Source organism: Flexivirga sp., assembly GCF_035551235.1.
Classification (GTDB): domain Bacteria; phylum Actinomycetota; class Actinomycetes; order Actinomycetales; family Dermatophilaceae; genus Flexivirga.
In genome coordinates, this window is the sequence record NZ_DASZNO010000021.1 from 72,232 (window position 1) to 97,422 (window position 25,191).

The window sequence follows — 25,191 nt, forward strand, 5'->3', positions numbered from 1 at the left end:
GATTGGGGCCGGACGGCGCGGGTAACACCCCTCCATGTCAGACGGAGAGTCCTGCCGACCTCGGCCGTTGGCTGTTGCCGGTGCTGCGATCCTGCTGCTGGCGGGCTGCGCGTCACCCTCGCCGACCATGTCGGACTACCAGACCAAGACGCGCACCACGGCGAGCGCCGTCGCCGGCATCGCAGCCGTCGCGCGCACCGGCGCCCAGCAGTGGCAGCACGGGCGGCTGACCAAGGCGTATGCCGACACCCTCGTCACGGAGGCGGAGGACGACGCCGGGTCGATCATCGCCACCTACGACAGCCGCCAGCCGCCGACGAGCGACGCGATCGCATTGAAGGACAAGATCGACAAGCCGCTGCAGGACGTGTCCAACGCATTGACCGATCTGCGGATCGCGTTGCGCCGGGGTGATCACCAGGGCGTCTCGAAGGCGGTCCGCGCCCTCGTCGCTCCGCGCAAGAAGCTCAGCGGCATGGAGCGGGTGGGACTGTGAAGAAAGCCTTCGTAGTCGCGCTCGGACTGGTCACCGCCATCGGCGGGTTCGTCGACATCGGCAACATCGTGACCAGTGGCGTCACCGGCGCGCGCTTCTCCATGTCGCTCGTCTGGGCGATCGTCGTGGGCACCATCGGGATGACGGTGTATGCCGAGATGGCCGGGCGCGTCACCGCGGTCGCGCAGCGACCGGTCTTCCACGTAGTGCGGGAGCGGCTCGGCGTCCGCTTCGGACTCTTCAACCTGATCGCCTGTTGCATCCTCAACCTGCTCACCCTCGCCGCTGAGGTCGGCGGCGTCGGACTCGCGCTCGAGCTCGCGAGCGATGTGAACTACCTGCTCTGGGTGCCGCTGATCGCACTGGCGATGTGGGGCGTCATCTGGCGGCTGCCGTTCAAGGCCATCGAGCAGGTCTTCGGCGTGGTCGGACTGTCCCTGCTGGTCTTCGTACTCGCGTTGTTCTGGCTGCCGACGGACTGGGGAGCGCTGGCGACCAGCACGTTCCATCCGTCCGTGCCCCCGAACGAGGCGTACACCACGTACTTCTTCTACGCCGCGTCCCTCATCGGTGCCTGCCTGGTGCCGTACCAGATCATCTTCTTCTCCTCCGGGGGCATCGAGGAACAGTGGACGACCAAGTCGATGCTGCAGATGAGACTGAACACCATCGTCGGCTTCCCCCTCGGTGGCTTGTTGAGCATCGCCATCGTGGCGACCTCGGCCGTGGTGTTGCAGCCGCTCGGAGCAGACGCCGGGCACCTGAGCCAGGTGGGCCTACCCGCGGCGATCGCCTTCGGCAAGGTCGGCCTGGCCTTCGCGCTCGTCGGCTTCTTCGCGGCGACCTTCGTCGCAGGGGCCGAGTCGACGATGTCGACCGGGTATGCCGTCGCGCAGTACTTCGGCTGGTCGTGGGGCAAGTGGCACAAGCCCTCGGCTGCGCCACAGTTCCACGTCATCTGCCTGCTGACCCTGATCGCCGGCACACTGTTCACCCTGACCACGATCGACCCGGTGACCCTCACGATCGTGTCGGTGGTGCTCGGCGCTGTCGCCATACCGTTGACGTTCCTGCCGGTACTGGTCGTGGCCAACGACCGCGACTATCTGGGCGACAGGGTCAACGGCACGTTCGCCAACATCATGGGTGTGGCCTTCCTGGGAGTCATCGGTGTCGTCTCGATAGTCACCCTGCCCTTGCTGTTCTGGACCCGAGGAGGTTCGTGATGACCGAGTGGGAGTGGGAGGCGGCTGCCGCCGGGCAACTCCTCGATGTGCAGATCTACGCGGCGGATGGCGAGCCGGTGGGCAAGGTCGACGACCTGGAGTTCACCAGGCCACCCGGGGGCGGTGCTCCGGTGTTGACCGCATTGCTGTGTGGTTCAACGGCTTTCGGGCCACGGGTCGGCGGCCTCATCGGCCTCTTCGTGTGGGCGGTGGGCCGCAGGTTGTCCCCTGACGGGGGTGAACCGGTGCGTGTCCCGCTGGCCGAGGTGCAGACGGTGAACCGGCGGGAGATCCGGTTGCGCGAGACTGCGCCGGCGGACGAATTGCGACGCCTGACCAACTGGACGCGGGACAACGTCATCCGGCCCATTCCCGGAGGATCCCGATGAGATCCCTCGACCTGATGGGCGCCACCGTGGCCGACGAGGACGGTCGTCACCTCGGCACCGTGCACGATCTGCTGCTCGAGTCCGGTGCACCACCCCTGGACGACAGCAGTGAACCGGCACTGGCGATCAGCAAACTGGTGGTGGGACCCGTCGGTATCGGGCATCGACTCGGCTACGGGCGCGGCGCGATGGCGGGGCCGTGGCCCCTCACCGTGCTCCTGCGCTGGCTCGGCCGCGACTCGTTCGACATCCCGTGGTCCGACGTCGTCCAGGTCGCCTCGCGCACGGTGACGGTGCGCCGCGGCGTCACGCCGGGAACCGACGAGAAGGAGGACTCATGACCCAGAACGGCGGTCTCGACGTCCTCGCCGCGTGCTGCATGTTCGGCGTACTGCTGGTCCTGCTGGGCTGGGTCGTGCTGCGTCATCACGACGACCCGGTGACGCGTTCGCTGGAGAGGAGCAGCCAGACGAGCAGCGACACCGACGACACGGACGACGACCCGGGCAACGACCCGGACGGCAACGACGGCTGAGCGGGCCCGCTGCGCGTGCTCAGGAGCCGTCGAGCAGTTGCAGCAGTTCGCGCTCGACACGACGGCGCACCGCGGGACTGTGTTGCAGGACCGGTCCGCGAGTACGCCCCACTGTCCGTCCGGTCGTCTCGTACGTCGCGAGCAACCGCGGATGGACGTAACTGTCCCTCGCGACGGGCACGGTGTCACCGAGCGCCTCCGCCGCGTCGGCGATCGCCTCACGCACCCGGCCCTCCCGGGCCTGGGGACCTTCGCCCGCCCGTTTCGCCAGGGATTCCGCCGCAGCAACCGTCGCCGCCCACGTGCGCAGGTCCTTCACCGCGAAGTCGGGCCCGGCGAGATCGTGAAAACGCTCGCTGACCAACGCACTCGTGAGGTGCTGCCACGCATCGCCGTCGTGGAACGAGAGCAGGTAGGCATCGGCTGCTCGGTCCCGGGCAAGGCGGCTGACCCGGCTGGCGAGCAGGGCGTCACGCAGTGCGACCCGCGCGACGTCCCCGCCCTTGGCCGGGAACTGCAGGATCGTCCGTCCGCCCGATCGCTTCACGTGCCGGACGAGAAGGGTCGCCGCACCGTGTGAGCCGTTCTCCTGCTCGTACGTCTCGGAGCCGATCCGCAGCGAGCCCGTGTCGAGCAGCAGCAGCGCGAGCGACTCGACCGCCGCGCGCGGCGCCGGACCACGCGACCAGGCGGCGAGTTCACGGCGCAGCCGCCGCCGCAGGCGCGGCAACTCCCGGCCCAGCGCCACGACCCGCTCGAACTTCTCGGCGTCGCGCGCCATACGCCACTGCGGGTGGTAGAGGTATTGCGTGCGCCCCGCCGCGTCCACTCCGGTGGCCAGCAGGTGCGAGTCGGGATCGGCGCAGATCCACACCTGCTCCCACGCGGGAGGTATGGCGAGCTCCTCGATCCGCGTCCGCGTCCTCGCATCGACCATGCTCCCGTCCGGGGTGCGGTAGGAGAAGCCACGCCCGCAACGCCGGCGACGGATACCGGGTTCGGCAGGGTCCGCACGCCGCAGCGACGTCACGTCCCGTGGGTCGCCGCAACGGTCGCTGCCCGCAATTGCCGGATCTTCGCCACCACGACGCGCTCCTCGTCGATGAGCCGCTGCAACTCCGGATTGACCGCTGCGGTCGGGTCATCCGCAGCGACGACGGGCACCGTGCGGGCGGCGTCCTCGAGCGCCGCGAGTCGCACGATCAGAGAACGAAGATCGTCAACCATCGGTTACCTCCAGATGAGGGCACACACTTCGTGCGCCGTTGCTGTGGGGATTCACACGCCGGATCGGCCGGCGGGTTCGCGCGGCTCACCACACCGACTCGCGGTGGCGCCGACGGCCCGGAGTCGCCATGCGGCGACGTTCGTCCAGGAGCGCCAGCGCGTCATCGAGTTCGGCGGCCATGACGGTTCGATCCCGCACGATCCAGGGCAGATCGCGCACGAACATCGCCAGCCCGCGCACCAGCGTCATGCGCGACGGCGTGGTGCGGGTGATGAACCAGGTCCAGGAGAGAGCGCTGCGGAAGGGCCGATGCAGCCACGCGTTGGTCAGCGTGTTGCGGACCCCGAAGTGCCGGATGTTCGGAGCATTCGCTCCGCTCGGGTAGTGGTGCACCACGATCTGCGGGTCATAACGCATCCGCCACCCGTTGCGCAGCAATGGGATCGCCACCGTCTCCTCCTCTCCCCCGATGAAGAATCGGTGGTCGTATCCGCCGACCTCCAGGAAGGCTTCCCGTCGTACGACGACGGCACCGGCCATGAAGCCCATCAAGACGGTGCCCGGCAGTTCCGCGTCGCCATCCAGCGGGCTGCATTCCATCTCGCGGGAGATCGGGTCGAGCCGCTCCTCGTCGTTGACCAGGATGCGCGCATTCAGCAGCGCGAGAGACGCATGCCGGTCCAGCAACCGGACGGCACGCTCGAGTCCCGCGCGCTCGAACCAGCCGTCGTCGTCGCAGAAGGCGATGTATGGCGTACCGGCGAGCTCCGCCCCGACGTTCCGGGCGGCCGCACCGCGATTCGTCGCCAACTGCACGACCCGCAGGCCATGACCTCGCACCCGGGTGACGGTGTCGTCCGTCGACGCGTTGTCGACGACGAGGACCGGCACATCGAGCGCGCGGAGACCATGCACGGTGCGGTCGATCCAGTTCGCGCAATTGTGTGTGAGCAGAACGATGGTCAGGCGGTCGGCGAGGTCCGGGACGGGCGGCGCAGCGGTCACCCGCGACGCATGCACCGTCACGATGCCGCGCCGATGTCCTGGTCGACGTCCATGGCCCGGCGCAAGCGGAGCAGGATGTCGGTGAGAAGGCGGGAAACCTGCATCTGACTCACGCCGATGCGTTGGCCGATCTGCCGTTGGGTGAGGTTGTCGACGAACCGCAACCGCACGATCAGCCGCTCGCGTGCCTTCAGGGTGCGCAGCAGCGGGCGCAGCGTCTCGAAGTCCTCCACCCGATCCAGGTCCCGGCAGACCTCCCCCAAGGTGTCACCCAGGCTGACACCACTGTCACGGTCGACCGGTGCATCCATCGAGCGCGCGACGTACTGACCGTCCGCGCCCTCGGCCCGGGTGACGTCGCCCACGCTCAGACCGAGCTCATCGGCGATCTCCTGGCGGGTGGGATCCCGGCCGAGTTCCTGCGCCAGCCGTTCCGTACAGGACCGAACGGCCAGGCTCTGTTCCTGCAGATGACGCGGCGGACGTACTGCCCACCCGTGGTCGCGGAAGTGCCGCTTCAACTCCCCGGTGATGGTGGGCACGGCGAATGCGAGGAAGCCCGAACCCTGTCCGGGCCGGTAGCGGCGGACCGCTTGGACCAACCCGAGCAGGGCGACCTGCTCGAGATCCTGACGTTCGAGGCCCCGCTGGTCGTAGCGATGCGCGATCGACATCGCAAGCGAGAGGTGGTCGACGACCACTTGGTGACGCAATCGGGCTGCAGTGGTGCGACTCGCGTGCTGAGCCTTGAGGAGGAGATCTTCAGCGCGTGGTACCCGATCCCCTGCAGACGTGGGGGACGCAAGTTCTGAGTGCGGCATGGCTGTTCTCTTCCAACGAGAAACCACACCGACCACACTTCTTGAGCCGGCACGTTCCACTAACAGTGACACGTGTCACCCGCCACGGCAAGACCCTGAAGTCAGCAGATCGCTGATTTCGTTGCGGCACACCGCAATTGGCACCCCGAAGAAGTCATTGAACGGACTGTGAGAACGTCTTCGGGACGTCTGCTGGGACGTGGCCACGATGCGCGCCCGGCGACGATTCGACGCCATACCGATTGGGTACCGGGGGCCCATGCGAGTGCTCGGGATCAATGCGTTGTTCCACGATCCCTCGGTGGCCCTGGTCGTCGACGGTCGGATCGTTGCGGCAGCGGAGGAGGAACGCTTCAGCCGACGCAAGCACGGCAAGCGACCGGTGCCGTTCGCGGCGTGGGAGCTGCCCTCCGCAGCGATGGCCTGGTGCCTGGAGCGCGCGGGCCTGTCCGCCGGAGACCTCGACGTCGTCGCGTACTCCTACGACCCGGCGCTGGCCACACCGGCCGATCAGCTGGGTCTCGACGATCCGTGGGACTGGCTACGCCAGCAGTACGCCGAGCAGGCCCCCCGGTTCATCGCCGCGGAGCTCGGCGAGCTCCCCCACGGAGCGTTCCGCTTCGTCCCCCATCACATCGCGCACGCGGCATCCGCCGGTCTGGTCGAGGCGAGCCAGGACAGCGACGGACGGACCAGTGTGCTGGTCATCGACGGGCGGGGTGAATCCGCATCCCACCTCGCCGGCGAGTACGACCACGGAAAGCTGAACATCCTTGCCGCCCAACGGCTTCCGGATTCCCTCGGCCTCCTCTACGAGTCCCTGACCGAGCATCTGGGCTTCCTCCGGTCCAGTGACGAGTACAAGGTGATGGCCCTCGCGTCATACGGTCGCCCGCGACACCTGGCCGAACTCCGCGACGTCGCGCACGCGACGGGCGGCGGTGGCTTCACGGCCAGGGTGCCGGACTGGAGCCAGTGGGCGCCCCGCCGGGGCCCGCAGGACGCGTGGAACGAAGCACACGCCGACCTCGCGGCGTCGTTGCAGGCCTGCCTCGAGGAGACCCTGTTGGACCTGGCCTCGTGGCTGCACGACCAGACCGGCACGACGAACCTCGCGATGGCGGGCGGCACCGCGCTGAACTGTGTCGCCAACTCCCGGCTCTGGCGTGACTCACCGTTCGAGTCGGTCTGGGTGCAGCCCGCGGCCGGGGATGCCGGCACCGCCCTGGGCGCCGCGCTCGCGGCATCCGAAAACGTCACGCAGGCAGGGGGCACGGCCTTCCCGACCGCCGCACTCGGCAGGGAGTGGTCGGACGCGGACCTGGCCGGCGAGCTGCATCGCGCGCGGGTGCCGTTCCGGACGCCGGACGACCTGCCCGCAGTCGTCGCACAGGTCCTTGCCGACGACGGAATCGTGGCCTGGTTCGACGGGCGCAGCGAGTTCGGGCCGCGTGCCCTCGGTCAGCGTTCGCTGCTCGCGCACCCGGGGAACGCCGACAACCTGCGCCGGCTGAACGACGTGAAGGGACGTGAACAGTTCCGTCCCGTCGCGCCGATGGTGCGCGGTGAGCGAGCCGCCGAGATCTTTGCGGGGGGTCCGCTGCCGAGTCCGTACATGTTGTTCGTGCACGACGTGAAACCTGAATGGCGAGAACGCATTCCGGCGGTCACGCACGTCGATGGGACAGCGCGCGCGCAGACGGTGGACCGCGCGACGAACCCGCGCCTGGCCGGCATGCTGGAGCGTTTCGAGCAGTTGACCGGCGTGCCCGTCGTCATCAACACCAGCCTCAACACGGCCGGACGACCCATGGTGGACACACCACGGGAGGCGTTGGAGATCTTCGGGTCCGCACCGATCGACCTGCTGGTGCTGGGCCCGCACGTCGTACGCCGCGGCGCCCTGTACGGGGGCGACCGATGACCCGCACGGTCGACTATGCGGTGGTCGTGCCGACCATCGGTCGGCCCAGCCTGCAGGTGACGCTCATGGGGCTGGCCGCCCAGCAGCACCCACCGTCCGAGGTCGTCGTCGTCGACGATCGGCGGGCCGGCGGCACTCCCCTGTGCGTGCCGTCGGCGCTCACTGCGCGATGCCGCACCCGCGTGGTCACCGGCGGCGCGCGCGGACCCGCGACGGCACGGAACCTGGGCTGGCAGGTCACCGCGGCGCAGTGGGTCGTCTTCCTGGACGACGATGTCGAGATCCCGCGGGACTGGTCCGCCCGACTGGTATCCGATCTGGCCGATGCCGACGCACGCACCGCCGGCGTCCAGGCAGTCGTGCGCGTGCCGCTGCCCGATGACCGGCCACCGACCGATTGGGAGCGCAACACGGCAGCTCTTGCAGATGCGCGCTGGATCACCGCGGAGATGGCGTTCCGCAGGACGGCACTACTGGAGGTGTCCGGGTTCGACGAACGCTTCCCGCGTGCCTACCGTGAGGACTCCGACCTCGCGCTTCGCCTGCAGAACGCGGGTTGGCAACTGCGGCAAGGGAATCGGACAGTCGTGCACCCGGTCCGTCCGGCCGGCCCGTGGATCAGTGTCCGCGCGCAGCGCGGCAACGCCGACGACGCGCTGATGCGCGCTCTGCACGGGCGGTCGTGGCGCGAAGCCGTCGGAGCCGGCCGCGGCCGGATGCGCAATCACCTGCTCGCGGTGGGCCTCGGCAGCATCGCTGTCGGGACCGCGCCCGCGGCACACCACCGGTGGGGCCGCCGGGTCGCCGTGGCGAGCGCCGCCGGCTGGGTCGCCATGACCGCTGAATTCGCCATCCGTCGCATCCTGCCGGGTCCCCGCACACCGGCCGAGATCGGACGTATGGCGGTGACGAGTGCGCTGATCCCGTGGTGCGCGGTGACGCACGCCGTACGTGGTCGCTGGAGACACCGCACCGCGCAGCCGTGGCCACTGCCGCTGCGCGCGGTCCTCTTCGATCGGGACGGCACCCTCATCGTGAACGATGAGCAACCCGCTGACGTCGCCGTCGTGCACCCGGTGGAGGGGGCAGCGGAAGCCGTCGCGGCACTGCGCGCTCACGGCTTCGCGACCGGGGTCGTCACCAACCAGGGCGCGGTCGGTGAGGGGCGAACGACCGCGCAGGACGTCGCGGTGCGCAATGCCGCCGTCGACCGCGCTCTCGGGCCGTTCGACACCTGGCAGGTCTGCCCGCACCGGGTATCGGAAGGGTGCTCCTGCCGCAAGCCCGCGCCGGGCATGATCCGGGCCGCTGCCCGGGCGCTGGGCACACCCCCGCAGCAGTGTGTCGTCATCGGCGACACCGCGGGCGACCTGCTCGCCGCCCGCCGGGCCGGCGCGGTCGACGTGCTGGTGCCCAACGCCGACACCCGGCGCAGCGAGGTGGACGACGCGCCACGCGTGGCACCGGACCTGACCGCTGCCGTGAAATGGATCCTGGAGGGGGCGCGCTCATGACGCGGGTACTCGCCGTCCGGATGGACGGGATGGGCGACGTGCTGCTCACCGGTCCTGCCGTGCGAGCACTCGCCGCCGGCGCGACGCGGGTCGACTACCTCACCTCGACCGCCGGCGCCGCGGCCGCCGAACTGCTGCCGGGCGTCACCGAGGTGATCGCCTACGACGCCCCATGGATCGGGCAGCCCTGCCGCTCCTCATTCGCCGGGGAAGTCGCCGTGCTCGTTGCTCGCCTGCGTGGAAAGTATGACGAGGCAGTCGTTTTCACGTCATACCACCAGAGCCCGTTGCCCACTGCCATGGTCTGCCGGCTCGCGGGTGTACCGCGGATCACCGGCACGAGCGATGCGAGTCCGGGCAGCCTGCTGGACGTCCGGCACCGGAGACTGGGTGACGGCCACGGCAACGACGTCGACGACGACGGTGGGGACACCGGCGGCCACGAGGTCGAGGCGGCACTGCGGCTCGTCGCCGCGGCGGGCCACCCGTTGCCGGCACATGACGACGCGCGCCTGCGGCTGACAGCGCCCGCCCCGGAGCGCCTCGCACTGCCCGATCGCTACGTCGTCGTACACCCCGGCGCCTCGGTGCCGGCCCGCGGCATCGGCGCCGACCTGACCCGGGACGCGGTGCTCGCCCTGCTGGCGACCGGTCACCGGGTGGTGCTGACCGGTGATCGCGCCGACCGGGTGATGGTCCGGAACCTGCCACGCGACGGAGTCACCGACCTGATCGGACGCACCGACCTGCGGCGGCTGTGCCAGGTGCTCGCCGGAGCGTCCGCCACGGTCGCGGGGAACACGGGCGCAGCGCATCTTGCCGCGTCGGTCGGCACCCCGGTCGTGTCGATCTTCGCGCCGGTGGTGCCGGCCGCCCGCTGGCGCCCCTGGGGCGTGCCCCATGTGCTGCTCGGTGACCAGCGAGCGGGCTGTGCCGGGACACGCGCGCGGGTGTGCCCGTTGCCGGGCCATCCCTGCATGCGGGGCGTGACCGGCATGGACGTGGTCGACGCGGTCGAGCGGTTGACGGGACGGGACGCCCCACTGCCGGAGGTGTCATGCGCATCCTGATGTGGCACGTACACGGTTCCTGGACAACGGCTTTCGTGCAGGGTCGCCACGATGTCGTCATACCTGTGGACGCCGCGCGGGGGCCCGACGGACGTGGCCGCGCGCGGACCTGGGTCTGGCCGGACCGGGTCCACGAGGTACCCGTGCAGGAGCTTGACGGCGCGGACTTCGACTGTGTGATCCTGCAGCGACCGCACGAGCAGGAGCTCTGCCGGCGCTGGACCGGTCGTGTCCCGGGCAAGGACGTCCGCGCCGTCTACCTCGAGCACAACACCCCGGTGTGCGGGGCCGCCACCACCCGGCACCCGATGGCGGAACAACACGCGATCCCGGTCGTCCATGTCACCCACTTCAACCGGTTGATGTGGGACTGCGGCCGGGCGCCCACCACGGTCATCGAGCACGGTGTGATCGACCCCGGCTACCGCTACACAGGGGAGGAACCCGGTCTGGCCTCGGTCGTCAACGAGCCGGTGCGACGAGGTCGGGTGGTGGGCGCCGACATTCTGCTCGAACTGGCCGGCCGGCAGGCGACGGACGGTCGCTCCCTCGACGTCTACGGCATGGGGATGCGCGACCTGGCCGTCGTGGCCACCGATGCGGGCCTGCCCGGGTGGACCGCGAGATTGCACGATGACCTCCCCCAGGACGCGCTGCTGGACCGGCTCCCCCGTCACCGCGCCTATCTGCACGTATGCCGCTGGACCAGTCTCGGCCTCTCGCTCATCGAGGCGATGCTGCTCGGTATGCCGGTCCTCGCGGTCGACACGACCGAGGCGTGCGCTGCGGTGCCCGCCGACGGCGGATTGGTCTCGAGCGACCTCGACGCCTTGCTGCGACGCGCGGACGACTGGATCGCTGACCCGGACAGCGCCCGCCGCGCAGGTCGCGCCGCCCGGGTTCATGCACTCGAAAAGTACGGGTTACCAAGGTTTTTGGACGACTGGGATCGACTACTGGAAGGGGCAACATCATGAGGGTCGCACTGATCTCGGAACATGCAAGCCCACTCGCCATACTCGGCGGAGTCGACGCCGGAGGGCAGAACGTGCACGTGGCGGCACTCGCGCAGCACCTGGCGGCACGCGGCCACGACGTCACCGTCTATACCCGCAGGGACCGCCCGCTGGACGACCTGCCCGAACGGGTCGACCTGCACGGGGTGACGGTCGTCCACGTCCCGGTCGGCCCCGCCACATATCTGCCCAAGGACGACCTGCTGCCCCTGATGCCCGACTTCGCCGACTGGATGCTGCACGACTGGAGCCGGCATGCGCGGCCGGACATCATGCACGCGCATTTCTGGATGTCCGGCCTCGCCGCCGCACGCGCGGCCGACGCCACCGGCATACCGATGGCGCAGACGTTCCACGCTCTGGGCACCGTCAAGCGGCGTCACCAGGGTGCGGAGGACACCAGCCCACCGTCGCGCATAGCCGATGAGGCGTACGTCGGGCGCCGAGCGGACGCGATCATCGCGACGTGCTCCGACGAGGTGTCCGAACTCCGCCGGGCCGGCGTCGACACCGCCCGCACCAGCGTCGTGCCGTGTGGCGTCGATACCGACTTGTTCCGCCCGGGCGAGCATCAGGACCGCGGGCCGGACCTCGGGCCCATGTTGCTCAGCGTCGCGAGACTGGTGCCGCGCAAGGGCGTCGAGACCGTCATCCGCGCACTGGCCCAACTGCCCACGGCGCGCCTGCTGGTCATCGGCGGTCCGCCCGCCGCCCGGTTGGGCGACGATCCCGAGGCCGCACGGCTGGTGCGGATCGCCCGATCACTCGGCGTGCACGGTCGAGTGCGCTTCGCGGGCAGCGTTGCGCACGAGCAGATGCCGGCCGCCTACCAGGCGGCGGACGTCGTCGTGGCCAGTCCCTGGTACGAACCGTTCGGCATCACTCCCGTCGAAGCAGCGGCATGCGGTCGTCCGGTCGTCGGGACGGCTGTCGGCGGCCTGCTGGACACCGTGGTCGAAGGGACCACCGGCTTCCTGGTGCCACCACGCGATCCCGCAGCCCTGGCCGCGGCGATCGCACGGATCACCTCGTCGCCGCGGCTGCTGCGGCTCTGCGGAGTGCGCGCCGCCGAACGCGCGCAGGAGCGATACTCCTGGTCGCGCGTCGCGGAACAGACGGAGGCGGTGTTCCGCGACACGCTCTCCCGGACCGGCACCACTGTCGGATCGGGGTCCCGATGACCACGCGGATCACGCCGGGGCGAACCGTCGTCGTGGTGGGTGACGTCGTGCTGGACCGGGACCTGCAGGGCCATGCCGACCGGTTGTGCCCGGACGCTCCCGCACCGGTGGTCGATGTGGACGCGATTCGCAGCGGTCCGGGCGGCGCCGGTCTCGCGGCCGTCCTGTGCGCCCGCCACGGAGCCCGGGTGACCCTGATCGCGCCGCTGGCCGACGATCCGCACGGCGTCGAGTTGCGCCGCCTGCTGGCGGTCGAGGGGATCGACTTCATCCCGCTCGAGCATGCCGGACCCACGCGCTGCAAGACCCGTATCCGCTCGGGCGGCTACTCCCTCACCCGCTTCGACGAGGGCGGACCGGGCACTCCCGGCGCGCTGCCGCCCGAAGCGAAGGAGTGCCTTCGGGGTGCCGACGCCGTACTCGTCTCCGACTACGGCGCAGGTATGACGGCACAGCCCGAACTGCGCGCCATCCTCGAACGCCGGAGGAGGGACGAACCGATCCTGGTGTGGGATCCGCACCCGCGCGGGGCTGCGCCGGTGACCGGCGCCACGCTGGTCACTCCCAACCTGGCCGAGGCGCGGGCCGCCCTCGCCGCCGACATCTCCGCGGACCGCTCGGCCTGGGACGGTGCGCGACTTGCCGCGACGCTCCTGCGGCGCTGGCGGGCCACGGCGCTGTGTGTGACCTGCGGGGAACAGGGTGCGTGGCTGGCGACGTCGGCGCCCGAGCCCTACTTCGCTCCGGCACCCTCGACCGAAGCGAGCGATCCGTGCGGCGCCGGCGACAGCCTGTCGGCCGCCGTCACGCTGGCGCTGGCATCCGGTGCAACACCGCCCGAGGCCGTCAACCACGGTGTGCAGGAAGCCGCCCGCTGGGTGGCCCGGGGCGGCACGACCGGCTTCCGGGACAGAGGCTGGGCACCCGGGTCACCCGGGTCGCCGCCGACGGACGGCCATCGGAGCGGCCGGCCGTTCGCCGGCACCCTCGTCGCGACCGGTGGCTGTTTCGACGTCCTGCACGCCGGGCATCTCGCCTCGCTGGAGGCCGCCCGCCGTCTCGGCGACGGCCTGGTCGTGATGCTGAATTCGGACAGCTCGGTACGCCGCCGCAAGGGTCCCGGCCGGCCGGTGCAGCCGGTCGAGGACCGGGCCCGGTTGCTCCGCGCGCTGTCCGTCGTGGACGACGTCATCGTCTTCGAGGAGGACGACCCACGCGAGGCGCTGCGCCGCCTGCGCCCCGACATCTGGGCGAAGGGCGGCGACTACGACGCCAATTCATTGCCGGAGGCGGAGGTCGTCCGCTCATGGGGCGGCCGGGTCGTGCTCCTGCCGTATCTCAACGGGCGTTCGACCACCTCACTACTTCGCCGGCACCAGGAGAGGAACCTTCATGACACTGTCAGCTGACACGCCGACGACGACCACCACCCTCGCCGGGACCGTCATCGTGACCGGAGGCGCGAGCGGGCTCGGTGCGGCCGTCGCGCACGCCGTGCTGCGCGAGGGCGGCCGGCCCGTCGTCCTCGACATCAACTCCCCCGAGGGCGAACTCCCGCATGTCGAGGTCGATCTGGCCGATACGCGTGCCACCGAGGCGGCTGTCAGCAGGATCATCGACGAGTACGGCGACGTCAGTGCGGTCGTCACCGCGGCCGGCACCGACGTCTGCGGTGCCCTCGACACGGTCGCCGGAGAGGCATGGGACCGCGTCCTGCGGGTCAACCTGCTCGGCACCGCGGCCGTCATCCGCGCGGCGGTTCCCCAGCTGCGCAAGGTCCATGGCCGGGTGGTCACGGTCGCTTCGACCCTGGGTCTGCGGCCGGCAGGTGACGCCACGGCATACTGCGCCTCGAAGCACGGCGTCGTCGGGTTCAGCAGGGCGCTGGCGATGGAGTTGGCCGGCGACGTGGGCGTGACCATGGTGGTGCCCGGCGGCATGCGCACGCACTTCTTCGACGGTCGTCCGGAGCAGTACCGGCCGGGGCCGGACGCCGAGCTGATGGATCCAGCGGAGGTCGCGAACGCCGTGATGACCGCGTTGCGCCAACCGGCCGGCGTGGAACTGCGCGAACTGATCGTCACCGCATCGACGGAGCCGTCCTGGCCCTAGTACCCGTTGTCAGCCGGCGAGCCAGGCCCGGCTGTTCCGCACCATCGCCGAGAAGTCGTCGTACTCGATCGGGCAATCACCGTCCACAGCCTCGGCGACCGCGCGCAGCGCCTGACCTATCGTGAGGCGCTCGGTGGCGTCGAGATCGCCGAACAGCGGCAGTTCCGAGGCCTCCTCGCTCTTGGCGTGATGGGTGACGGCCTCCTCGAGCAACGCGAACTGCATGTTGAATTCGTACGACCCCTGATCGAACATCTGCAGCCGCTCGACCAGCTGAACAGACTGACGTTCCTCCGCCATCCGGTCGTCACCGACACCGACCGGGCCGCCGCCGGCGTGCGCGAGCGCCGGGTGGATCGTCAGCTGCTCCGCCGCCTCGTGCATGGCGAGCAACAACAGCAACCGTCGGATGGCTCGCTGCTTCGCCTCGCCGGAGCCGGCCTTGGCGGCGTGGAACGCGGCATGGATCATGCCGTGCTGCGCAGTGACCTGACCGACGAGCTCGGCCGCCGTCGGTATGTCGTCGATGTTTGGCTGGACATTTGCCTGGACATTTCGCTGCCCGTTCTCCTGGACCATTCCGGCGGCATACCCGCTGTGCGCCGTCGTGACACCACGCCGCGAGCGGATGCGTGACTTCGCGACCACTGGGTAAGGCCTCCACGTACGGAACTGCGAGCTACGGAAGGTGATGGGGATGCCCGGCAGGAAGACGCCCGGACCATCGGTCAAGGACGACGAGCTCTACGAGGAGTTGCGCGACGAGGGCAACAGCAAGGAGAAGTCCGCCCGCATCGCGAATGCAGCAGCCAACTCGTCACGCTCGAAGGTCGGCCGCAAGGGCGGTGAGCACCCGTCGTACGAGGACTGGACGAAGAAGGACCTGCAGCACCGCGCAGCGGAGATCGGCATCGAGGGCAGGTCGTCGATGAACAAGGATGAACTCATCGAGGCGCTCCGTGACCACTGAGTGACCGTGGTGTCCCTCTGGTGTTCCCGATGTCCCCCGTGACCGACATCGCCCGGCCCGATGACCGCCCGTGGTGGATGAGCGCGGTCTGCTACGAGATCTACGTGCGTTCCTTCGCCGACTCCGACGGTTCGGAAGAGGGTGACCTCGCGGGAGTCCGGGAGCATCTGGACTACCTGGAATGGCTGGGCGTCGACGCGCTGTGGCTGTGCCCGTTCTTCCGGTGACCGACCGGGCCGTCGGACCTGACCGGACGAGCGCGCCACCGGACGTTGTCCAACCGCCTCAACTGCTCCAAGACACGGTGTCGAGCACCCCGTCGACGACGAACCTCGACACGTCCTTCAGCCGATAGCCGTGCCCGGACGCCTCGGGGCTGGCCGCCGCCATCCGACCGCCCCGGACGACGGGGGCGCCCTCGATCATTTGTTCCTCCAGCGCGACGTGATCGCTGAACCACTCGATGTTGCGCAGAGCGGGATCGGCCAGGCCCAGCGGCAGGTGCAGCGCCGGCGCGCAGTGCGCCGAGACCGGCACACGCGCCGCATGGGCGTATGCCGCACATCGACGCCACCCGGTGTAACCGCCACACCGGGTCACGTCCAACTGGACACAGTCAACGACGTCGCACATGGCCCGGGCGTCGGAGATCTCGGCGATGTACTCCCCCGCCGCGACCTCACAGTTCAGTGCGTCCCGCAGCTGCCGCAGCCCGTCGCCGTCGTCACTGGAGACCGGCTCCTCGAACCAGCTCACCCCCAGCAGGTCCAGGTCCTGGCCGACCCGCATCGCCTCACGGCGCGAATACCCACCGTTCGCATCGACCATGACCTGCGCGTCACCGTGCACCCGCGCCAGCACCCGGGCCGTGCGGTCCAGATCGCGGGTGACGTTGTGTCCCCAGTCCTCGCCGATCTTCAGCTTCATCGCGGAGCAGCCCGCGCTCAGCCAGCCCTCCACCTGTTCGTCCAGCTGCTCGGTGGTGAGCGAGGTGAATCCGCCCGATCCGTAGACGGGGACGACTTCCCGGTGCGTACCCCAGAGGTCCGCCAGCGGCATGCCGAGCAACTTGCTGCGCAGGTCCCACAGCGCGATGTCGACCGCGCTGATCGCGGCCATCACGACACCGCGGGTCCCCAGATTGCGACAGGCCCGGTGCATCCGCTCCCAGCTGCGTGCCGGGCTGGTCGGCTGCTCGCCCACCACCTCCGGTGCCAGCACCGACCGGATGATCTCCGCAGCGGCCGGTGCCGTGTAGCTCCAGCCGAGGCCGATCACCGATCCGCTGCGCACCTCGACGGTCACCACACCCGTATGGTCCCAGGTCAGTGTTCCGTCACTCTCCGGTGCCGGCGTCGGGAAGGACAGCGCTCGCACCTCGAGCTGATCAACTACAGCTGCAGGCGTCATACCACCGCACCTACCCCTTGGCGCTCGAGCCCATTCGTCCGGTCGACACCGGGTTTCCGTGCGCGGGACGAGGGGTAGCTGGCTGGTCCCACGTCGTTGAGAGGAGATCACCTGATGACGACATCTTCCGACACCCGGCCGGACCTGGATTTCTGCGCCGAACTCGGCCAGCAGCTGCGGGTCGATTCGGTGGCGATGAGCGATCGCGCCGGGTCGGGTCACCCCACCTCGTCCATGTCGGCGGCGGACCTGATCGCGGTGCTGATGAGCCGCCACCTGCACTGGGACCTGCAGTCGGCGGACAACCCGCACAACGACCACCTGATCTTCTCCAAGGGCCACGCCTCCCCCCTCTACTACGCCATGCTGCACGCGGCCGGCGTCATCGACGAGCAGGAGTTGCGCACCTACCGGCAGTTGGACAGCAGGCTGGAGGGGCACCCGACGCCCCGCATACCACCCACCGATGTCGCCACCGGATCACTCGGTCAGGGCCTGCCGATCGGAGTGGGAATCGCGTTGTCCGGCAAGGAACTCGAGCAACTTCCCTACCGCGTCTGGGTCCTGTGCGGTGACTCGGAGATGGCCGAGGGGTCGGTCTGGGAGGCGTTCCAGTACGCGGCGTGGCGCGGACTGGACAACCTGACCGCCATCATCGACGTCAATCGACTCGGCCAGACCCGCGAGACGATGCTCGGGCACGATGTCCAGGCGTATGCCGACCGGGCGACCGCTTTCGGCTGGCATCCGATCATCGTGGACGGGCATGACGTGCAGGCCATCGACGAGGCGTATGACGAGGCCGCCGGCGTCTCCGGCAAGCCCACCGTGATCATCGCGCGCACGTTGAAGGGCAAGGGCGTCAAGGCCGTCGAGGATGAGCCCGGCAAGCACGGAAAGCCCTTGGAGGATGCTGCGTCCGCGATCCAGGAGCTCGGCGGCTTCCGCGACTTCGAGGTCGACGTACAACCACCCGACGACGACTCGCAGCCGCACCGCTTCCGGACGCAGGATCACGACCGCCCGGCATACGAGGTCGGGACCGAGGGTTCCACCCGCGAGGCGTATGGCGCGGCCCTCGCCTGGCTCGGCGCGACCCGCGAGGACGTCGTGGCCCTGGACGGTGAGGTGTCCAACTCGACACACGCCGACACGTTCGCCGACGAGCAACCGGATCGCTACTTCGAGATGTTCATCGCCGAGCAGCAGATGGCCGCTGCCGCCGTCGGTCTCGGCACGCGCGGCTGGACCGCGTTCGCGTCCACCTTCGGCGCGTTCTGGGCACGGGCCTACGACTTCGTCCGCATGGCCGCGGTGTCACGTGCCGACCTGCGGCTGTGCGGCTCCCACGCCGGGGTGTCGATCGGTGCAGACGGCCCGTCGCAGATGGCGCTGGAGGACATGGCGTCACTGCGCGCGATCCACGGCAGCGTCGTGTTGCACCCGTCCGACGCGAACCAGGTCACGTGCCTGCTGGAGGACATGGCCGACCGGGCCGGCATCTCCTACCTGCGGGTGCTGCGGGGCAAGACGACGGTCCGGACCGCACCGGACGAGCCGATAGGCATCGGTGGCAGTCGCACCGTCCGGCAGAGCGAACAGGACGACGTGACGATCCTCGCGTGCGGCGTCACGGTCGACCAGGCCGTCCAGGCAGCGGATCTGCTTGCGACGCAAGGGATTACAGCGCGGGTGATCGACTGCTACTCGGTGAAGCCGCTGGACGAGGACACCGTACGACGTGCCGCTGCCGACACGACCGCGCTCGTCACCGTCGAGGACCACCGCCCCGAGGGCGGGCTCGGCGACGCCGTCCTCGAGGCTGTGGCGGAGTCGGCGTTGCGCCCCACCGTGCACAAGCTGGCCGTCGACGTCATGCCGACGTCAGGTACCCCCGAGGAACTCATGCACGCCGCCGGCATCGATGCCGAATCGGTCGCCGACGCCGTCCGCATCCTGTGCACGGGACGAAGCGGCAGCGAGGGTAAGGCATCGCTGTGAGCGCCGATGTCGTCGTGGTGACCGGCGCCTCCGGCGGAGTCGGTCGGGCCACCGCGGTCGAGTTCGGTCGCCAGGGGGCATGCGTCGCACTCCTCGCACGGGGCGCGGCCGGACTGCGCCAGGCAGCCGATGCGGTGGAGGCCGCCGGTGGACACGCCATCGCCATACCGACCGACGTGTCGGATGCCGCCCAGGTGCGGGGTGCCCTGGAGCGGATCGAGCAGGAGTGGGGCGCGGTCGACATATGGGTGAACGTCGCGTTCACCTCGGTCTTCTCACCCTTCGATCAGTTGGAGCCCGATGAGTACCGGCGAGCGACGGAGGTGACCTACCTCGGCTACGTCTACGGCACCATGGCAGTCCTGCCGCGCATGCAGGAGCGCGGCAGCGGCACCATCGTCCACGTGGGTTCGGCGCTGGCCTATCGCGGCATACCCCTGCAGTCGGTCTACTGCGGCGCGAAGCACGCCATACAGGGTTTCCACGAATCGCTGCGATGCGAACTGCTGCACGCGAAGAGCCCGGTGCACGTGACGATGGTGCAGCTGCCGGCCGCCAACACGCCGCAGTTCTCCTGGGTGCGGTCCCGGTTGCCGCGTCGCCCGCAGCCGGTGCCGCCGATCTTCCAGCCGGAGGTCGCGGCACGCGCGATCGTGTATGCCGCCAGGCACCCCCGGCGCAGGGAGTACTGGGTGGGTGGAAGCACCGCGATGACGCTCGTGGCGAATGCCGTGGCGCCGGGGCTCCTCGACCGATACCTCGCCAGGACAGGGTTCGACTCGCAGCAGACCGATGAGGCGCGTGAGCCGAACCAACCGGAGAACCTGTGGGCACCGGCGGATGTCGCCCGCGACTTCGGGACTCACGGTCGCTTCGACGACAAGGCGAAGACGCGTTCGGCCCAGTTGTGGGCCTCCCAGCACCACGGCCTGCTCGGGGCAGTGTCGGGAGCCGCTCTGGCAGCCACCACAGCCGCCGTCAGTCGTCGTCCGATTTCAGTTCGGGCAGGATCTCGGAGCCGTAGAACCTGATCATGTCGCGGTAGTGCGGTCCCATGTTCGCCACCGCCACCGTGTCATAACCGGCCTCGAGGTACGGGCGGATGGCGGCCAGGTGCGCTTCCGGATCCGGCCCGGCCGCAACCGATTTCGCGGTCATGTCACGGGTCACGAGTTGGGATGCCTGCTCGAAGTGCTGCGGCGAGGGAAGCACCTGCCCCAACTCGCCGGGCACTCCGGCGTTGGCCCACAACCGGTGCGCGTGATCGATGCCCTCGTCCTCGGTCGGCGCATACGCCACCTTGACCCCGGCTTCGGCGGGTGCGTCGGTGCCCTTCATGGATCGGAACTGCCGCAGCGCGTCCGCGTCCGGTTTCGTCGAGATGAAGCCGTCGCCGATCCGGCCGGCCAGGTCGATCGCCTTGGGGCCGAAGCCCGAGATGTAGATCGGCGTCGGATCCTCGGGCATGGAGTAGATCCGGGCCGTGTCGACGGTGTAATACCGCCCGTCGTGCGACACGACCTCGCCGGACCACAGCCGGCGGATCACGTCGACCGCTTCCTCGAGCATGCCGAGGCGCACGTCCTCGTGCGGCCACGGCTGCCCGGTGATGTGTTCGTTGAGGGCCTCACCGGTGCCGACCCCGAGCGTCAGACGCCCGTTCAACAGGACCGCGCTGGAGGCGGCCGCCTGGGCTATCACCGCGGGATGCAGCCTCGTCGTGGGACACGTGACGGCTGTGGTCACCGGCAGCTCACAGACCTGCGAGATCGCACCGATCACCGACCACACGAAGGCGCTCTGTCCCTGTTCGTCGTTCCACGGGTGGTAGTGATCGCTGATCCACAGGCAATCGAAGCCGGCCTCCGCGGCCGCCCATGCCTGGTCGACGAGTTCGTGCGGCGTGTATTCCTCGCAGGACAAGAAGTAGCCGATCCGCATGTCAGTCCTCCAGTTTCGTCACGTCGTGGGTGGGATACCCGTGCGTGGAGCGCACAAACCGTTGCGTCATTCGGTCCAGCCGGTCGCGATGCGCAGGCAGCGCCGTAGGGCACGTCGCGCCCGTGGGACGACGAACGGTGCTCCGTCCGGCACCGCTTCGTCGAGCAAGTCGTTGGTTCGCCGTACGAGATCGGCGGGCGGCACACCCTCGCGGCTCTGCACGATGACGTCCCGCAGCGCGCCCGTCGCCGCCGACAGCCGGCTGCTGTCGGACCGATGCAACGCCGTGCGGTCCTCCAGCATTTCGCGGGCCATATCCTCCACGACGCTCGCCGCGCTCTCACTGGACCCGGCGAGCGCGAGCACGTCCGAATGCGAATCCTGCCATCGAGTGCGCCGGGGGTTCCCCTGTTGTGCCCGCTCGGCCTGGGAGGTCGCCTGCCGCAGCCGCTGCCGCGTGTCCGGCAGCGATTCGAGTGCTGCCCTCACGCCGGCCGCGCGATCCTCGATCGAGTCCTCGTCCGCGTCGATGAGATCGACCAGGGCACCGAGGACCCGCACGATGTCGCGCCGGACGGCCCGTGTCGCGCGCTCCACCTCATGTAGCGCGAGGGGCGGGAAGACGACGAGGTTGATGACCATGCCGACGACCGCTCCCAGCAGCATCTGCGACAAGTAGCCCACCACGTATTCGAGGGTGTCCGGTCCCCCGGCCGTGAAGACGAACAGCGCCGCGATCGGCACCCAGGAACCCTGGGCACCGAAATTCCGCGCATTCCCGAGCACGGTGCCGACGCCGAGCGCTATCGCCACGGTGATGGCATTCGGGCCCGCCGCGAAGTGCAGTGCCACGGACAGCGACACGCCGACGGTCACCGCGGCCAGAGCGCGCAGTCCTTCGACCGCGGAGTCGTAGAGCGCCGAATACATGACCGTCAATGCGCCCAACGGTGCGTAGTACGCGTAGGTCGGCAGGTATGCGGGCAGCATCACGCCCAGCTGCCATGCGATAGCCGCCGCCACCGCGGTCTTCAGGGTCTGCCCGACCAACCGGTGATGTGTTCGCCTCCCGGTCCGTGCGACTCTCGACGCGCGCTCCTCGGCTCGGTCCGCCATACCGCCCGTGTACCCACCTCGAGGGCCGCGCACTCGGTTCAGTCGATGCCGACGCGGGTACCACTTCGGCCATGACAACCGATTCGTGGTGGATGACCGAGCACCTGCACGACCTGCGCGCCGCCCTGGCCTCGCTCGAACGCCAGGAGGGCCTGCTGCGGAGCTGGGGGTCTCGGCTGGCGTCGCATCTGCGCGGTGGCGGCCGTCTGCTGGCTGCGGGCAACGGCGGCAGCGCGGCCGAGGCACAGCACCTCACCGCCGAACTGGTCGGCAGGTTCGACCAGGAGCGGCGTCCCCTGTCCGCGATCTGCCTGTCGGCCGAATCGTCCAGTGTGACAGCGATTCTCAATGATTACGGAGCCGACGAGGTGTTCGCGCGCCAGGCGGCCGCGCACGGCCGACCCGGCGATGTTCTCATGCTGTTGTCGACCAGCGGGCGCAGCGCGAACGTGTTGCGAGCGGCGGCGGTCGGCCACGCGACCGGGCTGCGGGTGTGGGCGATGACCGGCCGGTTTCCCAATCCCCTCGCGCAACGTGCCGACGAATACGTCGCGATCGACGCACGCTCGACGGCAGCCGCCCAGGAAGGTCATCTGGTGGCGCTGCACGCGGTGTGTGCGGCGCTCGACGAGGCGCCGGCGCGGGACGCCACGGCCCGACGTGCCGCCGACGCGGGCGTGCGTGGCTGAACACGCCTGCAGGGTCGCGACGGACCGTCGCCGGCAGGCGACGAACGACTCACGCCGCGGCGAAGGCCGCGATCAACTCACGGGTGAATGCCGGCAGGTCGTCCGGGTTGCGGCTGGTGACCAGTGTCCAGCCGTCCCGGTCGCAGACGACGACCTCACTGTCCTGCCACTCCCCGCCCGCGTTGCGAATGTCGGTCTGCAGACTGGGCCAGCTCGTCAGCTGCTTCCCGCGGACGACATCGGCCTCCACCAGGCTCCACGGGCCGTGGCAGATGGCGGCCACCGGCTTCCCGGCCCGACGGAACGCTCCCGCGAACGCGACGGCATCGCCGATCGTGCGCAGCTTGTCGGGGTTCGTGGTCCCTCCGGGCAGCACGAGCCCGTCGTAGTCCTCGGGTCTCGCGTCACCGAGGCGGGCATCGACCGGAAAGGTGTCGGCCTGCTCCACGTCGTGGTTGAAGGCCTGGACGCTGTCCTTCTCCGGACTCACCAGGACCGGTGTGCCGCCTGCGTTCTCGACCGCGTCCCATGCTCCGGTCAACTCGACCTGCTCCACCCCGGAAGCAACGAGGAACGCGACCTTCTGTCCGTGCAGTTCATTGCTCATGCCCGTCCCCTACCCCGGCACGGCCCGCCGACACGCCCCGCCGGCGGGCTGAATGCATATCCATGGCCCGCGCGGGTAGTCCAGAACGATGGCACGGACGACGAACGATGTCCCGGATGCGACGCCATGGGTGCCCCCACCCGGTGAGCGCACTCTTGAGTCCATGACCGAAGCGGCGCGCGGCTGCAAGGGCTGCGGCCTCTATCGCCATGCCACCCAGTCGGTCATGGGCGCGGGTTCCACGCACGCGAGCTACCTTGTGGTCGGCGAACAGCCCGGCGCCCAGGAGGACCAGCAGGGTGAGCCGTTCGTCGGGCCCGCGGGGCAGGTCCTGGATGACGCGCTCGAGCGCGCCGCCATCGACCCACAGGACGTGTTCATGACGAATGCGGTCAAGCACTTCCGCTTCCGCGAACGCGGCAAGCGCCGGATCCACCAAACACCCAACCGCACTCAGATCGTCGCGTGTCGGCCCTGGCTGCTCGCCGAGATCGAGATGGTCCAGCCGGAGGTCGTCGTGTTGCTCGGGGCATCGGCCGGGCAGGCGCTGCTCGGTCCGTCGTTCCGTGTGGGGTCCAGCCGCGGTCGCCGGCTCCGCTGGCCGGGTGACCGGCTGCTGCAGGGCCCGTGTCCTGCCCTGCTGGCGACCATCCATCCGTCCGCGGTGCTGCGCGGGGGTGAGCGACGCGAGGAACTGCGCGACGGCCTGGTCGCGGACCTGCGGCAAGCGTCACGGCTGTAGCACGACCTTCAGGCAGTCATCGGTCTTGTCGCGGAACATCCGGTACGCGTCGGCCGCTTCGGACAGCGGCACGTGATGGGTGGCGAAGTGCTCCAGATCGAACACGTCTCGCTCCCGGACGAGCGGCACCACGTCCTCGGTCCACCGGCGAACGTTCGCCTGCCCCATGCGCAGCGTGATGCCCTTGTCGAACAGGTCCATCATCGGGATGGGGTCCAGGCTGCCGCCATACACACCGCTGATGGAGACCGTCCCGCCACGACGCACCGCCGCGAGGGCGGTCCGCAGCGCCGCCAGCCGGTCGACACCGAGATGTTCCATCACCGGCCGGCCGACCACTGAGGGCAGGCGACTCGCGACACCCACCGCTGCCCCGGCCACCTTGTCGCCGTGCGCTTCCATGCCGACGGCATCGATGACGCCGTCGGCGCCGCGACCGTCCGTCAGGTCTCGCACGGCCTCGGGCACATTCGCCACGGACCGTATGTCGATCACCTCCGCACCGTGCTCGCGCGCGGTCCGCAGGCGGTCGGCGAGCAGATCGATGCCGATCACCCGGACACCGAGGTGCGAGGCGATCCGGCAGCAGAGTTGACCGATCGGCCCCAGTCCCACGACCGCCACGCAGTCGTCCTCGTGGACGTCGGCATACTGCACCGCCTGCCAGGCCGTCGGGAGGACGTCGGACAGATAGAGGTAGCGCTCGTCCGCTCCCGTCGACGGGACCACCATCGGGCCGTACTGCGCCTGGGGTACCCGCACGAATTCGGCCTGGCCTCCGGGCACTGCGCCATACAGGCTGCTGTAACCGAAAAGCCTGGCACCCTTGCCGGTTCGACGCATCTGCGTCGTCTCGCACTGCGACTGCAAGCCTCGCCTGCACATCCAGCAATGCCCACAGGAGATGTTGAACGGCACGACGACCCGATCACCGGCCGAGAGCCGGTCCACCTCCGACCCGACCTCCTCGATCACGCCGATCACCTCGTGACCGAGGATGTCGCCCTTGTGCATGAAGGGCGTGAGTACGTCGTACAGGTGCAGGTCGGATCCGCAGATCGCGGTCGACGTCACGCGGACGATCGCGTCGGTCGGCTCCTTCAGCACGGGATCCGGTACGTCGGTCACCTCGACGTGTTGGCGGCCCTGCCAGGTGAGCGCCTTCATCGGACATCACCCATCTCGATTCCTTCCAACG

The 25,191-nt window shown here is 69.6% G+C and carries 28 protein-coding genes; 18 read left to right on the top strand and 10 right to left on the bottom strand.

The features are described 5' to 3' along the window. Window positions 1-127 precede the first annotated feature (127 nt). The 5 genes from VG502_RS05570 to VG502_RS05590 are packed head-to-tail and all read left to right on the top strand — an operon-like array spanning window position 128 to window position 2,646. The gene (locus tag VG502_RS05570) at window positions 128-496 is read left to right on the top strand and encodes a hypothetical protein (protein ID WP_325549031.1); all 369 of its coding nucleotides are present in this window, start codon (window positions 128-130) and stop codon (window positions 494-496) included. After that, the gene (locus tag VG502_RS05575) at window positions 493-1,722 is read left to right on the top strand and encodes an NRAMP family divalent metal transporter (RefSeq protein WP_325549032.1); all 1,230 of its coding nucleotides are present in this window, start codon (window positions 493-495) and stop codon (window positions 1,720-1,722) included. Before VG502_RS05570 ends, VG502_RS05575 begins: the two co-directional genes overlap by 4 nt. After that, window positions 1,722-2,111 (top strand): hypothetical protein, encoded by a 390-nt coding sequence (locus VG502_RS05580; RefSeq protein WP_325549033.1) that lies wholly within the window; start codon window positions 1,722-1,724, stop codon window positions 2,109-2,111. The genes VG502_RS05575 and VG502_RS05580 overlap by 1 nt, the downstream gene beginning before the upstream one ends. Next, complete coding sequence (locus tag VG502_RS05585) at window positions 2,108-2,452, top strand: hypothetical protein (protein ID WP_325549034.1); 345 nt, start codon at window positions 2,108-2,110, stop codon at window positions 2,450-2,452. The genes VG502_RS05580 and VG502_RS05585 overlap by 4 nt, the downstream gene beginning before the upstream one ends. After that, a complete protein-coding gene (locus VG502_RS05590; protein ID WP_325549035.1) occupies window positions 2,449-2,646 on the top strand; it encodes a hypothetical protein in 198 nt (65 codons plus the stop codon). The genes VG502_RS05585 and VG502_RS05590 overlap by 4 nt, the downstream gene beginning before the upstream one ends. A gap of 19 nt (window positions 2,647-2,665) precedes the next feature. Here VG502_RS05590 and VG502_RS05595 read toward each other — a convergent pair whose 3' ends face one another. From VG502_RS05595 to VG502_RS05610, 4 genes are all read right to left on the bottom strand, one after another. After that, complete coding sequence (locus VG502_RS05595) at window positions 2,666-3,676, bottom strand: DNA topoisomerase IB (RefSeq protein WP_325549036.1); 1,011 nt, start codon at window positions 3,674-3,676, stop codon at window positions 2,666-2,668. Next, on the bottom strand, window positions 3,673-3,873 hold the full coding sequence (locus VG502_RS05600) for a hypothetical protein (protein ID WP_325549037.1): 201 nt from the start codon (window positions 3,871-3,873) through the stop codon (window positions 3,673-3,675). The genes VG502_RS05595 and VG502_RS05600 overlap by 4 nt, the downstream gene beginning before the upstream one ends. 85 nt (window positions 3,874-3,958) lie before the next feature. Next, on the bottom strand, window positions 3,959-4,900 hold the full coding sequence (locus tag VG502_RS05605; RefSeq protein ID WP_325549038.1) for a glycosyltransferase family 2 protein: 942 nt from the start codon (window positions 4,898-4,900) through the stop codon (window positions 3,959-3,961). After that, on the bottom strand, window positions 4,897-5,700 hold the full coding sequence (locus tag VG502_RS05610) for a SigB/SigF/SigG family RNA polymerase sigma factor (protein WP_325549039.1): 804 nt from the start codon (window positions 5,698-5,700) through the stop codon (window positions 4,897-4,899). Before VG502_RS05610 ends, VG502_RS05605 begins: the two co-directional genes overlap by 4 nt. A 259-nt stretch (window positions 5,701-5,959) precedes the next feature. Between VG502_RS05610 and VG502_RS05615 the strand changes: the two genes are divergently transcribed. From VG502_RS05615 to VG502_RS05645, 7 genes are read left to right on the top strand one after another with little or no spacing between them, the layout of a single operon-like run. Continuing rightward, entirely contained in the window at window positions 5,960-7,624 is a 1,665-nt protein-coding gene (locus VG502_RS05615) for a carbamoyltransferase family protein (RefSeq protein WP_325549040.1), read from the top strand. Further along, complete coding sequence (locus VG502_RS05620; protein WP_325549041.1) at window positions 7,621-9,138, top strand: HAD-IIIA family hydrolase; 1,518 nt, start codon at window positions 7,621-7,623, stop codon at window positions 9,136-9,138. The genes VG502_RS05615 and VG502_RS05620 overlap by 4 nt, the downstream gene beginning before the upstream one ends. Beyond that, window positions 9,135-10,208, top strand: coding sequence for a glycosyltransferase family 9 protein (locus tag VG502_RS05625; protein WP_325549042.1), 1,074 nt, complete (start codon window positions 9,135-9,137; stop codon window positions 10,206-10,208). Before VG502_RS05620 ends, VG502_RS05625 begins: the two co-directional genes overlap by 4 nt. Then, on the top strand, window positions 10,196-11,185 hold the full coding sequence (locus VG502_RS05630; RefSeq protein ID WP_325549043.1) for a glycosyltransferase: 990 nt from the start codon (window positions 10,196-10,198) through the stop codon (window positions 11,183-11,185). Before VG502_RS05625 ends, VG502_RS05630 begins: the two co-directional genes overlap by 13 nt. Further along, on the top strand, window positions 11,182-12,405 hold the full coding sequence (locus tag VG502_RS05635; RefSeq protein WP_325549044.1) for a glycosyltransferase: 1,224 nt from the start codon (window positions 11,182-11,184) through the stop codon (window positions 12,403-12,405). Before VG502_RS05630 ends, VG502_RS05635 begins: the two co-directional genes overlap by 4 nt. Continuing rightward, entirely contained in the window at window positions 12,402-13,814 is a 1,413-nt protein-coding gene (locus VG502_RS05640; RefSeq protein ID WP_325549045.1) for a PfkB family carbohydrate kinase, read from the top strand. Before VG502_RS05635 ends, VG502_RS05640 begins: the two co-directional genes overlap by 4 nt. After that, window positions 13,798-14,517, top strand: coding sequence for an SDR family oxidoreductase (locus VG502_RS05645; RefSeq protein WP_325549046.1), 720 nt, complete (start codon window positions 13,798-13,800; stop codon window positions 14,515-14,517). The genes VG502_RS05640 and VG502_RS05645 overlap by 17 nt, the downstream gene beginning before the upstream one ends. A 9-nt stretch (window positions 14,518-14,526) precedes the next feature. Here VG502_RS05645 and VG502_RS05650 read toward each other — a convergent pair whose 3' ends face one another. Beyond that, window positions 14,527-15,165, bottom strand: coding sequence for a hemerythrin domain-containing protein (locus VG502_RS05650; protein WP_325549047.1), 639 nt, complete (start codon window positions 15,163-15,165; stop codon window positions 14,527-14,529). Between the two features lie 49 nt (window positions 15,166-15,214). On the opposite strand from VG502_RS05650, the gene VG502_RS05655 reads away from it, so the two are divergent. After that, entirely contained in the window at window positions 15,215-15,487 is a 273-nt protein-coding gene (locus tag VG502_RS05655) for a DUF7218 family protein (protein WP_325549048.1), read from the top strand. Window positions 15,488-15,516: 29 nt separating this feature from the next. After that, window positions 15,517-15,714 carry an alpha-amylase family glycosyl hydrolase gene (locus tag VG502_RS05660; protein WP_325549049.1) on the top strand — a complete coding sequence of 66 codons (198 nt, stop codon included), beginning with the start codon at window positions 15,517-15,519 and terminating at the stop codon, window positions 15,712-15,714. Between the two features lie 58 nt (window positions 15,715-15,772). Here the strand turns inward: VG502_RS05660 and VG502_RS05665 are convergent, their stop codons facing one another. Continuing rightward, complete coding sequence (locus VG502_RS05665) at window positions 15,773-16,897, bottom strand: enolase C-terminal domain-like protein (protein ID WP_325549050.1); 1,125 nt, start codon at window positions 16,895-16,897, stop codon at window positions 15,773-15,775. A 114-nt stretch (window positions 16,898-17,011) separates the two neighbouring features. Here VG502_RS05665 and VG502_RS05670 point away from each other — a divergent pair, with 114 nt between their 5' ends. Both VG502_RS05670 and VG502_RS05675 read left to right on the top strand, forming a co-directional pair. Further along, on the top strand, window positions 17,012-18,898 hold the full coding sequence (locus VG502_RS05670; RefSeq protein ID WP_325549051.1) for a transketolase: 1,887 nt from the start codon (window positions 17,012-17,014) through the stop codon (window positions 18,896-18,898). Then, window positions 18,895-19,929: an SDR family oxidoreductase gene (locus tag VG502_RS05675; protein ID WP_325549052.1), complete on the top strand. Its 1,035-nt coding sequence runs from the start codon at window positions 18,895-18,897 to the stop codon at window positions 19,927-19,929. The genes VG502_RS05670 and VG502_RS05675 overlap by 4 nt, the downstream gene beginning before the upstream one ends. Here the strand turns inward: VG502_RS05675 and VG502_RS05680 are convergent. After that, window positions 19,877-20,839, bottom strand: a complete 963-nt coding sequence (locus VG502_RS05680; protein ID WP_325549053.1) for a TIGR03557 family F420-dependent LLM class oxidoreductase — start codon at window positions 20,837-20,839, stop codon at window positions 19,877-19,879. The two genes, VG502_RS05675 and VG502_RS05680, sit on opposite strands and share 53 nt — an antisense overlap. A gap of 66 nt (window positions 20,840-20,905) precedes the next feature. Further along, a complete protein-coding gene (locus VG502_RS05685) occupies window positions 20,906-21,955 on the bottom strand; it encodes an FUSC family protein (protein ID WP_325549054.1) in 1,050 nt (349 codons plus the stop codon). A gap of 71 nt (window positions 21,956-22,026) precedes the next feature. Here VG502_RS05685 and VG502_RS05690 point away from each other — a divergent pair, with 71 nt between their 5' ends. After that, window positions 22,027-22,644 (top strand): D-sedoheptulose-7-phosphate isomerase, encoded by a 618-nt coding sequence (locus VG502_RS05690; RefSeq protein ID WP_325549055.1) that lies wholly within the window; start codon window positions 22,027-22,029, stop codon window positions 22,642-22,644. Window positions 22,645-22,693: 49 nt separating this feature from the next. Here VG502_RS05690 and VG502_RS05695 read toward each other — a convergent pair whose 3' ends face one another. After that, the gene (locus VG502_RS05695; protein ID WP_325549056.1) at window positions 22,694-23,251 is read right to left on the bottom strand and encodes a type 1 glutamine amidotransferase domain-containing protein; all 558 of its coding nucleotides are present in this window, start codon (window positions 23,249-23,251) and stop codon (window positions 22,694-22,696) included. An 88-nt stretch (window positions 23,252-23,339) separates the two neighbouring features. Between VG502_RS05695 and VG502_RS05700 the strand changes: the two genes are divergently transcribed. Next, window positions 23,340-23,993, top strand: a complete 654-nt coding sequence (locus VG502_RS05700; RefSeq protein WP_325549057.1) for a UdgX family uracil-DNA binding protein — start codon at window positions 23,340-23,342, stop codon at window positions 23,991-23,993. Here VG502_RS05700 and VG502_RS05705 read toward each other — a convergent pair. Continuing rightward, window positions 23,982-25,160 carry an alcohol dehydrogenase catalytic domain-containing protein gene (locus VG502_RS05705; RefSeq protein WP_325549058.1) on the bottom strand — a complete coding sequence of 393 codons (1,179 nt, stop codon included), beginning with the start codon at window positions 25,158-25,160 and terminating at the stop codon, window positions 23,982-23,984. The genes VG502_RS05700 and VG502_RS05705 overlap by 12 nt on opposite strands. Between the last annotated feature and the right edge of the window lie 31 nt (window positions 25,161-25,191).

Bases quoted from the DNA above. Each gene is read 5' to 3' on its own strand.
- VG502_RS05625 (WP_325549042.1), top strand. From the start codon at position 9,135: ATGACGCGGGTACTCGCCGTCCGGATGGACGGGATGGGCGACGTGCTG.
- VG502_RS05680 (WP_325549053.1), bottom strand. From the start codon at position 20,839: ATGCGGATCGGCTACTTCTTGTCCTGCGAGGAATACACGCCGCACGAA.
- VG502_RS05620 (WP_325549041.1), top strand. From the start codon at position 7,621: ATGACCCGCACGGTCGACTATGCGGTGGTCGTGCCGACCATCGGTCGG.
- VG502_RS05670 (WP_325549051.1), top strand. From the start codon at position 17,012: ATGACGACATCTTCCGACACCCGGCCGGACCTGGATTTCTGCGCCGAA.
- VG502_RS05660 (WP_325549049.1), top strand. From the start codon at position 15,517: ATGTCCCCCGTGACCGACATCGCCCGGCCCGATGACCGCCCGTGGTGG.
- VG502_RS05695 (WP_325549056.1), bottom strand. From the start codon at position 23,251: ATGAGCAATGAACTGCACGGACAGAAGGTCGCGTTCCTCGTTGCTTCC.
- VG502_RS05570 (WP_325549031.1), top strand. From the start codon at position 128: ATGTCGGACTACCAGACCAAGACGCGCACCACGGCGAGCGCCGTCGCC.
- VG502_RS05630 (WP_325549043.1), top strand. From the start codon at position 10,196: ATGCGCATCCTGATGTGGCACGTACACGGTTCCTGGACAACGGCTTTC.
- VG502_RS05655 (WP_325549048.1), top strand. From the start codon at position 15,215: ATGCCCGGCAGGAAGACGCCCGGACCATCGGTCAAGGACGACGAGCTC.
- VG502_RS05590 (WP_325549035.1), top strand. From the start codon at position 2,449: ATGACCCAGAACGGCGGTCTCGACGTCCTCGCCGCGTGCTGCATGTTC.
- VG502_RS05610 (WP_325549039.1), bottom strand. From the start codon at position 5,700: ATGCCGCACTCAGAACTTGCGTCCCCCACGTCTGCAGGGGATCGGGTA.
- VG502_RS05600 (WP_325549037.1), bottom strand. From the start codon at position 3,873: ATGGTTGACGATCTTCGTTCTCTGATCGTGCGACTCGCGGCGCTCGAG.
- VG502_RS05635 (WP_325549044.1), top strand. From the start codon at position 11,182: ATGAGGGTCGCACTGATCTCGGAACATGCAAGCCCACTCGCCATACTC.
- VG502_RS05585 (WP_325549034.1), top strand. From the start codon at position 2,108: ATGAGATCCCTCGACCTGATGGGCGCCACCGTGGCCGACGAGGACGGT.
- VG502_RS05615 (WP_325549040.1), top strand. From the start codon at position 5,960: ATGCGAGTGCTCGGGATCAATGCGTTGTTCCACGATCCCTCGGTGGCC.
- VG502_RS05685 (WP_325549054.1), bottom strand. From the start codon at position 21,955: ATGGCGGACCGAGCCGAGGAGCGCGCGTCGAGAGTCGCACGGACCGGG.
- VG502_RS05580 (WP_325549033.1), top strand. From the start codon at position 1,722: ATGACCGAGTGGGAGTGGGAGGCGGCTGCCGCCGGGCAACTCCTCGAT.
- VG502_RS05640 (WP_325549045.1), top strand. From the start codon at position 12,402: ATGACCACGCGGATCACGCCGGGGCGAACCGTCGTCGTGGTGGGTGAC.
- VG502_RS05700 (WP_325549057.1), top strand. From the start codon at position 23,340: ATGGCACGGACGACGAACGATGTCCCGGATGCGACGCCATGGGTGCCC.
- VG502_RS05690 (WP_325549055.1), top strand. From the start codon at position 22,027: ATGACAACCGATTCGTGGTGGATGACCGAGCACCTGCACGACCTGCGC.
- VG502_RS05645 (WP_325549046.1), top strand. From the start codon at position 13,798: ATGACACTGTCAGCTGACACGCCGACGACGACCACCACCCTCGCCGGG.
- VG502_RS05705 (WP_325549058.1), bottom strand. From the start codon at position 25,160: ATGAAGGCGCTCACCTGGCAGGGCCGCCAACACGTCGAGGTGACCGAC.
- VG502_RS05665 (WP_325549050.1), bottom strand. From the start codon at position 16,897: ATGACGCCTGCAGCTGTAGTTGATCAGCTCGAGGTGCGAGCGCTGTCC.